The organism is Paenibacillus sp. SYP-B3998 (assembly GCF_010820665.1).
Lineage (GTDB): Bacteria > Bacillota > Bacilli > Paenibacillales > NBRC-103111 > Paenibacillus_E.
Genome location: NZ_JAAIKC010000004.1, coordinates 12,519 through 26,329 on the forward strand (window position 1 = coordinate 12,519; position 13,811 = coordinate 26,329).

General features: G+C 46.0%; 11 protein-coding genes, 2 pseudogenes and 1 riboswitch. Of the genes and pseudogenes, 11 read left to right on the plus strand and 2 right to left on the minus strand.

Annotated elements, in window-relative coordinates; all coding sequences use genetic code 11:
• Positions 1–8: 8 nt before the first annotated feature.
• A complete protein-coding gene (locus tag GK047_RS12875) occupies positions 9–773 on the minus strand; it encodes an SDR family oxidoreductase (protein WP_163946868.1) in 765 nt (254 codons plus the stop codon).
• 425 nt (positions 774–1,198) lie between these two features.
• Between GK047_RS12875 and GK047_RS12880 the strand changes: the two genes are divergently transcribed.
• The 6 genes and pseudogenes from GK047_RS12880 (at position 1,199) to GK047_RS12905 (ending at position 8,495) form a co-directional block, all read left to right on the plus strand.
• On the plus strand, positions 1,199–3,862 hold the full coding sequence (locus GK047_RS12880; RefSeq protein WP_163946872.1) for an endo-beta-N-acetylglucosaminidase: 2,664 nt from the start codon (positions 1,199–1,201) through the stop codon (positions 3,860–3,862).
• 176 nt (positions 3,863–4,038) lie between these two features.
• Entirely contained in the window at positions 4,039–6,354 is a 2,316-nt protein-coding gene (locus GK047_RS12885; protein WP_240343943.1) for a heavy metal translocating P-type ATPase, read from the plus strand.
• A 290-nt stretch (positions 6,355–6,644) separates the two neighbouring features.
• Positions 6,645–6,839 (plus strand): MerR family DNA-binding transcriptional regulator, encoded by a 195-nt coding sequence (locus tag GK047_RS30645; protein ID WP_481856005.1) that lies wholly within the window; start codon positions 6,645–6,647, stop codon positions 6,837–6,839.
• Positions 6,766–7,020: pseudogene (locus GK047_RS12895) on the plus strand (MerR family DNA-binding protein); the annotation flags it as partial. The gene GK047_RS30645 and the pseudogene GK047_RS12895, both read left to right, overlap by 74 nt.
• Before the next feature lie 14 nt (positions 7,021–7,034).
• Entirely contained in the window at positions 7,035–7,808 is a 774-nt protein-coding gene (locus GK047_RS30370) for a carboxymuconolactone decarboxylase family protein (protein WP_163946884.1), read from the plus strand.
• Positions 7,809–7,976: 168 nt separating this feature from the next.
• The gene (locus GK047_RS12905; protein ID WP_163946886.1) at positions 7,977–8,495 is read left to right on the plus strand and encodes a YbjN domain-containing protein; all 519 of its coding nucleotides are present in this window, start codon (positions 7,977–7,979) and stop codon (positions 8,493–8,495) included.
• 126 nt (positions 8,496–8,621) lie between these two features.
• Here the strand turns inward: GK047_RS12905 and GK047_RS12910 are convergent, their stop codons facing one another.
• Positions 8,622–9,590: a bile acid:sodium symporter family protein gene (locus tag GK047_RS12910; RefSeq protein ID WP_163946888.1), complete on the minus strand. Its 969-nt coding sequence runs from the start codon at positions 9,588–9,590 to the stop codon at positions 8,622–8,624.
• Positions 9,591–9,824: 234 nt separating this feature from the next.
• Positions 9,825–9,923, plus strand: a riboswitch (TPP riboswitch).
• Positions 9,924–10,037: 114 nt separating this feature from the next.
• On the opposite strand from GK047_RS12910, the gene GK047_RS12915 reads away from it, so the two are divergent.
• The 5 genes and pseudogenes from GK047_RS12915 to thiD all read left to right on the plus strand — a co-directional run.
• The gene (locus tag GK047_RS12915) at positions 10,038–10,661 is read left to right on the plus strand and encodes a thiamine phosphate synthase (protein ID WP_163946890.1); all 624 of its coding nucleotides are present in this window, start codon (positions 10,038–10,040) and stop codon (positions 10,659–10,661) included.
• Positions 10,658–11,920: a glycine oxidase ThiO gene (thiO, locus tag GK047_RS12920; RefSeq protein WP_163946892.1), complete on the plus strand. Its 1,263-nt coding sequence runs from the start codon at positions 10,658–10,660 to the stop codon at positions 11,918–11,920. The genes GK047_RS12915 and thiO overlap by 4 nt, the downstream gene beginning before the upstream one ends.
• Positions 11,904–12,107: a sulfur carrier protein ThiS gene (gene thiS, locus GK047_RS12925; protein WP_163946894.1), complete on the plus strand. Its 204-nt coding sequence runs from the start codon at positions 11,904–11,906 to the stop codon at positions 12,105–12,107. Before thiO ends, thiS begins: the two co-directional genes overlap by 17 nt.
• Positions 12,108–12,112: 5 nt before the next feature.
• Positions 12,113–12,880 (plus strand): thiazole synthase, encoded by a 768-nt coding sequence (locus GK047_RS12930; protein ID WP_163946896.1) that lies wholly within the window; start codon positions 12,113–12,115, stop codon positions 12,878–12,880.
• 41 nt (positions 12,881–12,921) lie between these two features.
• Positions 12,922–13,713 (plus strand): annotated as a pseudogene (thiD, locus tag GK047_RS12935) (bifunctional hydroxymethylpyrimidine kinase/phosphomethylpyrimidine kinase); the annotation flags it as partial.
• Positions 13,714–13,811 lie beyond the last annotated feature (98 nt).

Below are 13,811 nucleotides of genomic sequence, written 5' to 3' on the forward strand. Positions count from 1 at the left end.
TGAATTATTTAAAGATGAGATCCGCCACTCGCATCAATCAATTGACCAGTTACCCAACGGCTGTCCGATGAGGCCAGAAAGGCGGCAATATCCGCGACATCTTCAGGCTCTCCCCACCTATTGAAGGTTGAAAGACCAGCGGCATATTTCTGCCCATTGGAATCTTGCAACGTCCCGGCATTCATTTCTGTATTAATAATGCCAGGCAGGATAGCGTTCACCGTAATATTACGGCTCCCAAGCTCCTTAGCCAAGACGTGGGTAAGCGTGTTGACCGCACCCTTCGATATGCTGTAGGCGAAAACAATGGGGGATGCCACTCGTGTTACAAACGATGAGATATTGATGATACGGCCTTCATTTTTCAGACGTGGCAAAGCTTGCTGGATAACAAAAAGCGGTGCTTTGACATTAATGTTCATAAGTTCGTCAAAAGATTCTTCCGTCGTCTCTTCAATGGTTACAATTTGCCCGATTCCAGCGTTATTCACAAGAATATCGAACCGATTATCACCGGTACGTTTCTGAAGGGCTTCATCCAATGTCGCATATAAATCACGAATGCCGTTAAGGGTATTTAAATCTGCACCGATCATGAATGCGGAACCTCCACTTTGTTGAATCCTATGAACGACTTCCTCTGCTTCACTTTGTCTTTTTCCATAGTGCACTGCCACTAATGCGCCATCTTGTGCCAGGCGTAACGCAATGCCACGGCCGATCCCCCGGCTTGAACCCGTTACTAAAGCGATTTTACCTTTCAACTTATTCATGCTCTCATCTCCTTGTTTGGAATTTCATGTTTAGTTATATCACAAGGTGATGTTTGAAATATTGCTCTCTCATTCGGGATTCATGTTTGTTGTCAATAAGTCTACGGGATACTACAGTTATAAATCAACAAGAGGGAATCGAATTTCCCCCGATACCACATCAAATGTTTAATAAGTCACAATAGTATAAGTCGAATTCCTTAGCGTACGTTTTTACACGTTGTGTTGGCGGGACCCCAACTGTTTCTTTAGTTTGTATCAGGAATCTTTAGTTTATATCCTTTCATAAATATTCCTTCAGATGTAAATTATGTATATCTACTAGTGAGAGGGTGAAATGAAAGATGAACTTGACGAGTATGGAGTAACACGTTCGGACACATTTTGAAAGCGCTTTAAAAAAAGAATATGATTGGAGTGCTTGTATGTTAAATTTCTCAATTCGTTCAAAGAAACCTATAAAACTCTTGACTGGAGGTTTGCTGACGGTATTTGCAGCTTTATCGATTTGGGCATTTCCTGCTTCAGCAGAAACTCCAGCAGGACAAAACCAACCATACGCACATGGCTACAATGCAAATGATGTGAAAAACTGGAGCGCTGCTGCGGATAAGAATGCCAAGTATCTCCGCGCTAGAGTCCCTCTAGCGACTCGTATTCCTGCATTTACAGCAACGCAGGCCAAGCCTTCACTGAGTGCTGCGCCGCAGGTAATGAATTTGTCAGCAGACTATGACAACTCGCCTTTCACTTCTTTTAAATATAACGATGCATACACCAGGAATTTGCTGAATTTTTGGCAGTACACGGATATCTACGCATCGTGGCATGGCTTGCCAGTGAATGGGTCTTCCACAACTAATCCCAATTACGGAGTCATTAATTTGCCGAATCCAGCCTATACAGATGCTGCACACCGAAACGGTGTACTAAGTCTTGGGTGTTGGTTCTGGCCGAGATCAGGTACCTTTTCTGATTGGCTTACCAAAAATCCAGACGGGAGCTACCCTGTAGCGGATAAGATGATTGCGATGGCTCAGTATTACGGATTTGATGGCTATTTTATTAACCAAGAAGCGAGTATCTCGTCAACCGATGCTGCGAATCTGATGGCCATGCTGAAGTACTTACGCGCGCATGCTCCTGCCAATTTTCATTTGCAATGGTATGATTCATTGAAAACGAATGGCTCCTTATCTTATGTAAATGGGTTTAACTCCAACAATGCACCATGGATTGTTGATAATGGGACACCCGTCAATAACAGTATATTTATGAACTATGCCTGGAGCTCCAGTGCATTAACCTCAGGGAATAGTTATGCGGCAAGCCTTGGTCTCGATCCTATAAAAGCACTGTATGCAGGAACGGAAAACGACAAGTACGGCTTCAACCCGCCTTATGATCCGCATGCGATCTTCCCGGACGGCGGCGCACCAAGATCCAGTTGGGCACTGTTCGGAACCGATATGGTTTGGAACAAGTATACGAACAAAATGGATCCGAATGATCAGGATGCGGTGTATACACGAGAAAGACGATACTGGTCAGGTCCGAATCAAGACCCTACCAATACCGGTCGCACTTTATCAACAGGATGCAGTCCGTATCCGGATCAAGGCGTTCCCAATAATCCTAACGAGTACCGATGTTGGGATGGCGTTGCCAATTACATTCCTGAGAGATCCGTTATTGGCTCCTATCCATTTGTCAGCCGATTTAATACGGGGCACGGCAAAGCGTTCTACTTGAACGGCAGCCTCGCAAGCTCCAAGGAATGGAACAATGCGAGCATACAAGATATTTTACCAAGCTGGCAGTGGTGGGTGAAGAGTACTGGCAGCGGAGCACCTCTGTCGCCTTCTCTTGACTACACAACCGCTTATGACGGTGGATCATCGCTTAAGGTTGCGGGTACGCTGGATTCGACCAATCCGACTGATTTGCGGCTGTTCAAAACAAAATTAAGCGTAGCTGCAAGTACGAATCTATCGATTACCTATAAAACAGGAACGGCAAGCGCGCCATCGAATATGAAGGTTGGACTGATCTTCGAGGATGCTCCCAACACCTTCTTGAATCTGGATGTTGGCAGTACGACAAGCACGGACTGGAATACGAAAGGGTTCAATCTAGGAGCCTATGCGGGCAGAACGATTGCTGCAATCGGATTAAGATTTGAATCAAGCACTTCAACAAATTATTCGGTAAACATTGGAGAAGTAGCTCTAACGAATTCGGCAGCAAGCTTACCTGCTGCGCCGACAGGCTTTAAGATTGACCAGTCCTATTTGGCATCTGGGAAGGCAGAGGTATTCCTCTCTTGGAACTTCAATCCATCGGGCGTGTGGTACTATGACATTTACCGTGTGAAGCCTGATAATAGCAGAGAGTCCGTCGGCAGGATTTATGATGAAGTGTTCTATGTGAAATCGTTGGAACGTATAGGCACGGAGCCGACTACTGTACTTGAACTTGTGACGGTCGGTTTCGATGGAGCGAAGAGTAGTGCGGCTCAGACCACACTTACTTGGGGAACTACCCCGCCAGTAGCATCGACTCCGATTGATCTGACGAACAAATTTACAATCGACGGCTTCAGCTACGATACCAATCGGGCCGATTGTAACTATGATGGCGGGGGAGTGTGCTATTCGGCAGATTTGGTGCCATCCACGATTACGTATGGTGGAACTACGTACAATATGGGATCGTTTGCGGCAACAGCCAAGAACGCAGTAGCTGCGAGCGGTCAGACGATTTCCCTGACTCAAGCGCAGTATACATCTATACGAATGCTGGGTTCCTCCGTCAACGGAGATAGCACCGCTACTTATAGAATCAATTACACGGATGGCACATTCACAGATACAAGCATTACGATGAAAGATTGGTGTACTTCCAGTACAACGGGTCAAGATATCGCGCTATCCATGACTCATCGGCATAATGCGATTAACAACACGGATCAGACGATCAATACCTATATTTTCGCCTATCATTTAACGCCAACAGCAGGTAAAACAGTATCCAGTATTACACTGCCGAGCAATTCAAAAATGCGCTTGCTTGCCATAAGCACGCAGTAATCACAGTTGATCTTAGCCTTTATATGAACAAGCAACGACTCCGTTCAAATGAATGGAGCGTTTTTTTATTTTAAAAAAGGAACAGAGATTGACATTTCATTCCTAGGATGAATATAATAACTTTAATACTAATATATATGAATACATGCTCACATGTTATGGGTGGAGGAGTATCTATGAGTGAAGCGGCCAAAGGTATAGTGAAACGCGAGTTTTTACTGGAGGGTTTGGATTGTGCTAATTGCGCTTTGAAAATTGAGAATGGGGTGAAAAAAGTTCCTGGGGTTTCGACTTGTTCAGTTAATTTCGTTACCAGAACTTTGACGCTGGAGATGCAAGAAGGACAAGAGGAAGCTGCTGTTACTGAAACTAAGAAAAAGGTAAAACAGCTAGAACCACACATTCATGTAAAAGTAAAAGATCGAACCATTTCTAAAGCAAACGCACTTCATTCGGATCATAGCCATGAAAACCACAGTCATGATAAAGAAGGGCATAGCCACAGCCACAGCCACAGCCACAGCCACAGCCACAGCCACAGCCACAGCCACAGCCACAGCCACAGCCATGATAAAAAAGAGCATAGTCACAATCATGAGGAAGAAGGACACAGTCACGATCACGATCACGGAGGAAAAAACACAAGCCGCATGATAGCTAGACTGGGGATTGGTGCTATTCTGACAGGGATCGCTGTTTTTTCTCCGATTTCTGGTTATGTTGAGCTCAGTGTTTTTCTCCTTGCCTATCTCATCATTGGTGGAGATATTGTTCTGCAGGCTGTGAAAAACATCGTTAGAGGTCAAGTATTCGATGAATATTTCCTTATGTCTTTAGCCACGATTGGGGCATTCGGTATTCAACAATATCCTGAAGGTGTTGCCGTCATGTTGTTTTACCAGGTAGGCGAGTTATTTCAAGGGATTGCAGTTAATCGCTCTAGGAAGTCAATTACAGCCCTTATGGATATTCGACCTGACTATGCAAATCTTAAAATAGGAAATACAACGAAGCGGGTATCGCCGGAAGAGGTGAGTATCGGGGCGTTCATTGTTATTAAGCCGGGGGAAAAAGTTCCGTTGGATGGAAGGATTATCGAAGGGCATTCCATGGTGGATACTTCGGCTTTGACAGGGGAGTCGGTTCCTCGTGAAGTTGAAGCAGGCAGTGATGTTTTAAGTGGTTTTATTAATAAAAACGGTGTATTAACGGTTGAAGTTACAAAGGATTTTGGTGAATCGACGGTCTCCAAGATTCTAGATTTGGTCCAGAACGCCAGCAGCAAAAAAGCGCCTACGGAGAACTTCATTACAAAGTTTGCGCGGTACTATACGCCTGTTGTTGTGATCGTAGCTCTCCTCATGGCATTGATACCCCCTCTCATTATTCAGGGAGCCACCTTCTCAGAATGGATCTATCGTTCTTTAATATTTCTGGTTATTTCTTGTCCATGTGCGCTCGTCGTCTCCATTCCTCTTGGTTTTTTTGGCGGAATCGGGGCGGCTTCAAAAGCCGGTATCCTTGTTAAAGGAAGCAACTACTTAGAAGCTTTAAATCACGTTAAATATGTTGTGTTTGATAAAACAGGGACACTTACTAAAGGCTCGTTCAATGTTACTAGCATTCGCCCAGCTGGTGCGATATCCAAAGAAGAGCTATTGACCTATGCGGCCTATGCGGAATTGCACTCTAACCATCCAATAGCTGAGTCCATCCGCAAAGCTTACGGAAAAGACATGCAAGAAGAAAGCATCGAAGGGTACAATGAAATTTCAGGTCATGGCATTCAGGTTACTGTGAAGGGCAAAGAAGTATTGGCAGGAAATGAGAAGCTCATGAATAAGGAACACATTTCATTTCAAAAGCCTGATGAAATCGGTACAATTGTGCATGTGGCAGTAAATAAGCAGTATGTCGGCTATCTTGCTATATCTGATGAGGTGAAAGAAGATTCCGCGCAAGCGATCTCATCATTGAAAGCACTTGGCATTAAAAAGACGATCATGCTTACCGGGGATGCCAAGTCAGTCGGAGAAGCCGTAGGCCGTCAGCTAGGTCTGGATGAAGTCCATGCTGAACTACTCCCACAGAACAAGGTTGAGGAAATTGAAAAGCTGGACAGATTGAAGTCTCCCAAAGAAAAAATAGTTTTTGTTGGGGATGGTATCAATGACACGCCTGTTTTAGCTAGAGCAGATGTGGGAATTGCCATGGGCGGCCTTGGATCAGACGCTGCTATTGAAGCTGCGGACATTGTAATCATGACCGACGAACCTTCCAAAATAGCCCATGCTATCTATATTGCTAAGAATACCCGCAAGATCGTATGGCAAAATATCTTTTTTGCCCTGGGTGTCAAAGGTATATTTCTTTTATTGGGCGCTTTTGGAATAGCGACTATGTGGGAAGCGGTATTTTCTGATGTTGGTGTCACGCTTCTAGCAGTTTTAAATGCTATGCGCGTACTGCGTACAACAGGTATTCCGCGATAAGAACACTAGAAAAGAGCAGTCTAAGTGTGAATCTAAATATGACTAAACACATATATCTCTGCTACGAATAGGTTACTATTTTCTGTGACAAAAATTAAACTTCAGGTATTTCAACTTCGTTGAGATACCTTTTTTAGTTTCCATTTTCCACATATAAAAGGAATGTCGAGAAGTATGTTTAAGGTAGGTTTATCCATTGTTTATCCATCGGGACGATCTTGTTGAAACTTTATATCTTTTTATCGTTGTTCTATTGACTTCGAGCACGCTCTAAGATGTAGAATTACGCTATGGAACAACATTTGAGCATACAAAACATTTCTAATCTTACTGGTATCACCGCCCACACCTTGCGTTACTATGAGAAGAACGGTCTGATTCATGCCATAGCCAGGGGGGGCGAACGGTCGCCGCAAATATTCAACTACCGATTTGGCATGGATTCGTTTTTTGGTAAGGCTTCGTACGACAGGAATGAGCATTAGACAAATGCAACAGATCGCAGAACTGAGAAGACAAGGATCTGCTACGACCAAGGATAGGAGAATTCTGCTGGAAGCCCACAAGAACAAGCTAGCGGAACAGATCGAGAGGCTTCAAGAGCATTATGAAGTTATTAACGAAAAAATTGAGATTTACCATCAATGGGAATTAGAAAATTCATAAATCGAGGTAACTAAATGATGAACTCTGCATATGAAAATGGAATGAAATTTTTTCGGGAAACTGATGAAGCAGGTATTCAGGGCGTCATAGATGGTTTAAGTGACGTATCACCGCAAATTAGTAGATACATTATTGAATTTTTCGGACAAGCTTTTAGTAATCCCATACTCACCTATCAACAAAGGGAGATGATCGTCATCTCAGCGTTGATTTCGTTAGGCGATACTCCAAATCAACTCAAATGGCATATGAACTTCGGCTTAAAGGTTGGGATCACCCCGAACGAAATGATAGAAATTGCTACCCAGTGCATTCCGTTTTGCGGCTTTCCTCGTGCATTAAATGCCGTTTTCGTTGCGAAACAACTTTTTGCTGAGCAAAATATCGAAGTGAATATCGAGGACGAGTTACTAAATCATATAGACGAACGAAGGGAAAGAGGCCTGGCAAAACTTCAAGAAATCGACGGCAAACATGGCGAAGCAGTTGCTGATTCACTCACCGATATTGCTCCTATGTTAGCTGAACGAATCATCGAGTTTGCATTTGGTGAAATATACAGCCGTACAGCATTAAACCCTAAACAACGTCAGCTTGTCACGTTAGGCGCTTTAACTGCTCAGGGTGGATGCGAACCACAGCTGGACGTTCATCTCAATGCTGCAATTCGTGTAGGTCTAACGAGACAAGAAGTGGTTGAGGCACTACTACAATGTTCTCCATACACGGGATTCCCCAAAGTGTTGAATGCTATAAACGTTGCTAAAAAAATCTTCTTATCGCATTAACTCTCTGCTCTTTATGATATAGTAAAAATAAGGATAGCTTTCACTCAGATTCGGAAATTGCCCCACTTGAATGCTGAGCGCGAGGCTGGAGAAAGCTATGAAAGATCGAGTAAAATGAAAGATAAGCCTCATTGAAGCAATGGGCAAAAGAAAGTGGGAGGCTAGCAGATGATGCCAGAACTTGTACATACGCGCCATTTGGCGCAGTTAGGGCTGTTGAAAGATATTTTGGATGAGGCGGGCTTAGCGACGAATCTGCTCGAGAAGTCCGAAGCAATTCCCATTCACGTGCTTATGGCTGGATTTCAAGAGGATAAAAAGGGCCGTAATCGGTTTCTGCATTTTAGTTTTTTGCCGCTGGATGAAGAAGATATTGGAGCCATACAACTGTTGCAAATATACAGTACGCTTCCCTTTCATCTGAAAGAGGGACAGCGAGATAAAGCTGCTGCTGTGCTGCTGGCGGTCAATACACGACTTCCTATCGGTCATTTTGGGATCAATGAACAGAATGAATTGCATTATCGTTACGTATACAGTCTATCTGTTGCCAAATCGTTTGATAGCGAAGAAATTTTGGAGATACTGAGTATGTTTGTCTACATGTGCGACATGTTCGCAGAGCCTGTCGAGCTTGTAGCAAGTGGGGAAGCAGAAGTCGCAGAGGTGCTCCAAACGTTGAAATAGAGTAAGGCAAAGCACGCATGGCGGCGGTCAGACCCCACGCGAAGTGAAAGAAAAGAAAAAAAGTAAACTAGAGAAAAATCCGATGCCTCCTAAAAAGCTGGCATCGGATTTTATTTGTTTTTTCATCTATCCTTTCCCGACGTCAAGATGAGGTTTTTTTAACGCATATCGTTTGTTCAGCAAGTAACCGAACAAAGAGGCAAGCGACTGTTGGAAAAGCATGCCAAGTACCACGGGGAGGGCGACAGGAGCAGGGAAGTAGGCCACTGCTAAGACAGCTCCTGCACCGATATTTCGCATGCCGCCGTTAAAGGTCAATGCAACGACGATGTCATCGTTCCACCTCATGAGCTTGGCGATTAGCCAACCAAGGAGGTAGCCCATAGAAGCGAGTAACAGAACAATTAAAGCTAAGCCCATCAGTTTGCTAGTAATATCGCGCAGATAAGGAGCGATAACGGAACCGTTCATGGCGACTACGATGCCCATCGCTATTTTCGAAAAAGGGCCCAAACGTCCACTCCATTGTTTTTTCACTTTACCGCGTGTCCACTGATTCAGCAGCATGCCGATCAAAGAGGGTAGTACGATCATGTAAAATAGCCCTTTCATCATGACGAGCATGTCCATCTGCACTTTAGTCCCAACCAGTACGGAAAGTGTATAGGGAACAATGAAAGGGGAAAGAAGGGTATCGATTAAAATAATCGAGAGCGTGAGTACGATGTTGCCACAATAAATGGCTACCCAAACGAAGCTCGTGATCCCTGTCGGAATAGCTGCCGCTAAAATTAGTCCTGTTAGGGTGAGGGGGTCGTTGCTATACACGACGTGTCCGAGTCCTAACGCAAGAAGGGGCATGATGACATGCAAAATAACCAAGGTTGTAAGCAAAGGGAGCGGTTGAACGACCACTTGCACGAATTCTTTAAAGCTAGAACTGATACTGCCTGAGAACGTCATGAATGCGAAGATCCATGGGGATAAGTAGGCGAAGCTAGACAAATGAGCTCCGAGTAGAACTCCGATCAGCAAGCCGAAGGGCGTAATCAAGGGCATCATTTTTTCTAATTTACGGTTAAGCTGAAGGAACATGCAGAGGACATCCTTCCGTCATATGTATTTGATTCCCTTAGCTGCTTAAGCAGCTTCAGATTCCTATAGATGGGTTCGTTATGATCATGGGCCGAGGCTTGTTGACGTTTATTCTGTATGTGTATTCGCAGCTTGACACGCTTTCTCATTATAGAAGCTTTCAGTAGGATGGTAAATTCCCTATTTCCAAGTCGTAGGCTACGTGCTATGATAAGTAACAATTGAATGACAGTTTTTTATCCCTAGGGGCGCCGTAAGGCTGAGACAGAGTGATCTGAACCCTTTGAACCTGACCTGGGTTATACCAGCGGAGGAAAGTGGAATTACGACTTGTTACGGTATTTTTATGCATATTTAGCTGCATGCTGCCGTTTTACAACCACTTTTCTTTGGAAAAGTGGTTTTTTTGCGTTCAATTGACCCTGGACAAAAGGAGAAGAGTTGGTAATGGCGCGTTATGAATTGCATGCGATCTCTACTGGCAAGCAGGATTGGGAGACGTTAACGGCAATTGCGGGGAGGATTGACCCTTACGTCACGGCGATCCATTTACGCGAGAAATCAAAACCGTTAAAAGAGATTATGAAGGGGCTGCAGATGCTTCTGGAAGCAGGCATTTCATCAAAGCGCATTTATATAAATGGCTATCCCGCTATAGCCAAAACATCGTTACTAGGCGGTGTGCATTTGCAAGGAACAACGCCATCCCTATCAGAGATGAAGGAATTAGGTCTGGATGCGGCAAGAATCGGGGTTTCTGTTCATAGTATGGAAGAAGCTTGGCAGCGTGAGCAAGAAGGAGCCGATTACATCATGTTCGGCCATATATTTACTACGGATTCCAAAAAGGATGTTCCTCCAAGGGGATTGGAACAGCTGTCTGAACTGACGGCCAAAGTGAACATTCCAGTTATCGCCATTGGTGGTATGACACCACAGCGGGTCCACTCAGTGCTGGAGGCAGGGGCATCAGGCGTAGCGGTGATGAGCGGCATTTGGGAAGCGAAGGATCCGCTCAAAGCAGTCAAGGCATATGCCAATGAACTGGCGCAAATGGAGGCAAACAAATGAACGGCAAGCGAGAAGTCATTATTGTAGGTGGCGGTGTTATCGGTTGTTCCATCGCGTATGAATTGGCTAAGCGAGGCCAATCAGCTACGGTTCTGGAACGTGGGAGATTGGGAGCGGAAGCTTCATCGGCAGCTGCCGGTATGCTCGGTGCGCAATCTGAAATGGAAGACACAGGACCGCTGTTTCAGTGGGGGAGAGCAAGCAGAGCGATGTTCCCGCAGCTAGCCGATGAACTGAAAGCTCTCACAGGCATCGACATTTGTCTTGTCCGTGAGGGGCTCCTGAACGTGGCGCTGAACGATGCGCAAGAGCAGGAGCTGCGCGCAAGGGAGAAGCTTCAACGCGCAGCGGGCGAAGAGGCGCAGTGGTTAAGTGCAGCCGCAGCTGCTCGATTAGAGCCAGCTTTGAGCCGTGACGTGTGCGGAGCGCTATACCTGCCTGAAGACGGGCAGGTTGAGGCACCGCTCCTGGCTCAAGCCTTCGGGCAAGCAGCCCGCTTGCTGGGGGCGAAGATGCAAGAATTCGCTCAAGTGCAAGGGCTGTTGACCGAGCAGGGCAGAGCCGTCGGCGTCTTGACAAGCGAGGGCCCGTTATACAGCGACCGTGTCATCGTCGCGTCTGGATCGTGGAGCGGGCAGCTACTATCAAGCATTGGCGTCCAGTTGCCGGTGTTCCCTGTAAAAGGTGAGTGCTTTTCTGTTCTTACACCGAGATCGGTTTTAGGCAAAACCTTATTTACGCAAGGGTGTTACATCGTGCCTAAAGCAGGCGGTCGTTTGCTGATCGGCGCGACCGTCCTGCCCAATAGTTACGATCTTAAAGTATCGTTGGCAGGATTGGCTGAGCTCGTGGAGCGAGCGAGGTTGCTAATGCCATCCATTGGCGAGGCAGAGTGGGAGAAAGCTTGGGCGGGCTTGCGTCCACAGACGCCTGACGGATTGCCGTACATCGGCAAGGTGCCGGAGTACGAAGGATTATTTGCGGCTTATGGACATTATCGCAATGGGATTCTACTTAGTCCCGTCACAGGTAAGGTGATGGCTGATCTAGTGCTCGGGGAGACGCAGCACGCGCAGAATGAGTTGGAATTGCAGAGACAGGAGCTTGCAAAAGCGGAGATGGATCTGGATGCCTTTTCTCCTGATTTGTCAGTTCGCTCTAAACGGTTCGGTCTTGGTAACGCAGCACGTGCCTCCGGTAAGCAAGATTCGAGTGAGGGGAAAAGAAAGGAGCTGCACACGAGTGAAGCTGCATATTAATGGTCAAATGGTTGACGTGCCGGAGTCGGTCTCAACGGTCGTTGAGCTGCTCGAGCATTTTGAGTTGACTGGTAAAATGCTGGTCGTTGAACTCAATCAGACGATTTTGCAAAAAGAAGAGCATGCGTCAGCAGCATTATCAGAGGGACATAAAATAGAAATTGTACATTTTGTTGGAGGGGGATAATTCAAATGTTGAAAATAGGTTCTTATGAGTTTCATTCACGTCTTTTGTTAGGTACGGGAAAATTCCCTGATTTTGATATCCAAAAGCAGGCCGTTGACGTCAGTGGATCGCAGATTCTGACATTTGCTGTGCGTCGGATGAATATTTTTGAAGCGAGTCAGCCTAATTTCTTGTCCATGCTTGATGTATCTAATTTCACGCTGCTGCCTAACACGGCAGGGGCAAAGACTGCAGAAGAAGCTGTACGTATTGCCAAGCTGGCCAAAGCTTCGGGCCTTTGCGACATGATCAAAGTAGAAGTGATTGGGGATGAGAAGACGCTGCTACCCGATCCTATCGAAACGCTGAAAGCTTCGGAAATGCTTCTAGAAGAAGGATTCATCGTGCTTCCGTACACCTCAGATGATGTGCTGCTTGCTAAACGCTTGCAGGAGTTAGGCGTGCATGCGATTATGCCGGGGGCGTCACCAATCGGAACGGGTCAAGGGATCATTAATCCGTTAAATCTAAGCTTCATCATTGAGCAAGCGACAGTGCCGGTCATTGTGGATGCAGGCATCGGTGCTCCTTCGGACGCTGCTTTAGCTATGGAGATGGGAGCAGACGGCGTTCTTTTGAACACGGCTGTTTCTGGTGCGAAAGATCCGATCAAAATGGCTTTGGCCATGAAGCTTGCGATTCAAGCGGGACGCGCAGGATTCGAAGCGGGACGCATACCGAAGAAACGTTATGCCTCAGCTAGCAGTCCGATGGAAGGTTTCAGTCGTTTGTAGATACATTTTAAAGAGCTATCTGATGAAAGGGAGAAGAGAAGATGCCGATTTTCAAAGCGCTGACGATAGCGGGATCAGATAGCGGGGGTGGCGCGGGCATACAGGCTGACCTCAAAACGTTTCAAGAACTCGGTGTTTACGGGATGTCGGCGATAACGGCTGTGACCGCACAGAACACGTTAGGTGTGCAGGGGGTATATCCCATGAGCGTAGAAGCGATTGAGCGTCAGTTAGCCTCTATTGGGGAAGATCTTTCTCCGGATGCGATTAAAACAGGGATGCTTTTCAATGGAGAGATTATTCAAGTGGTTGCTGCATCTATACATAAATTCAAATGGAACCATGTGGTTGTTGATCCAGTCATGATCGCGAAGGGCGGCGCCTCTCTGCTGCTGCAGGAGGCAATCGACACGATGATTCGTGTATTGCTGCCATTGGCCTCTGTGGTCACACCGAATATTCCGGAAGCAGAGGTGCTTAGCGGGATGCGTATAACGGATGAGGGTTCGCGTATGCAAGCAGCAAAGCGTATACATCAATACGGCTGTAAGCATGTGATGATTAAAGGGGGACATGATGAGGGCGATGCAGAGCAGGCTACCGATCTCCTATATGATGGCGAGACATTCACGTCATTCACGTCACGACGTTTGACTACACGTCATACGCATGGAACCGGCTGTACATTCGCTGCTTCCATTACCTCGGGACTTGCGCAGGGGTTATCAATGCAGGAATCCTTAAAGCTGGCTAAACGCTTCATTCAAGCTGCAATCTCAGACCCGCTCGACATTGGCGGCGGTCATGGACCTACGAACCATTGGGCGTATCAACGTCGACAGCGTGAAAATATGGATAGAGCAGCGGAGAATGCTATGTTGCTCCATGAGCGAACTCCCTCTGCTAAAGAGGAAGTAACTAATGAGGTTCA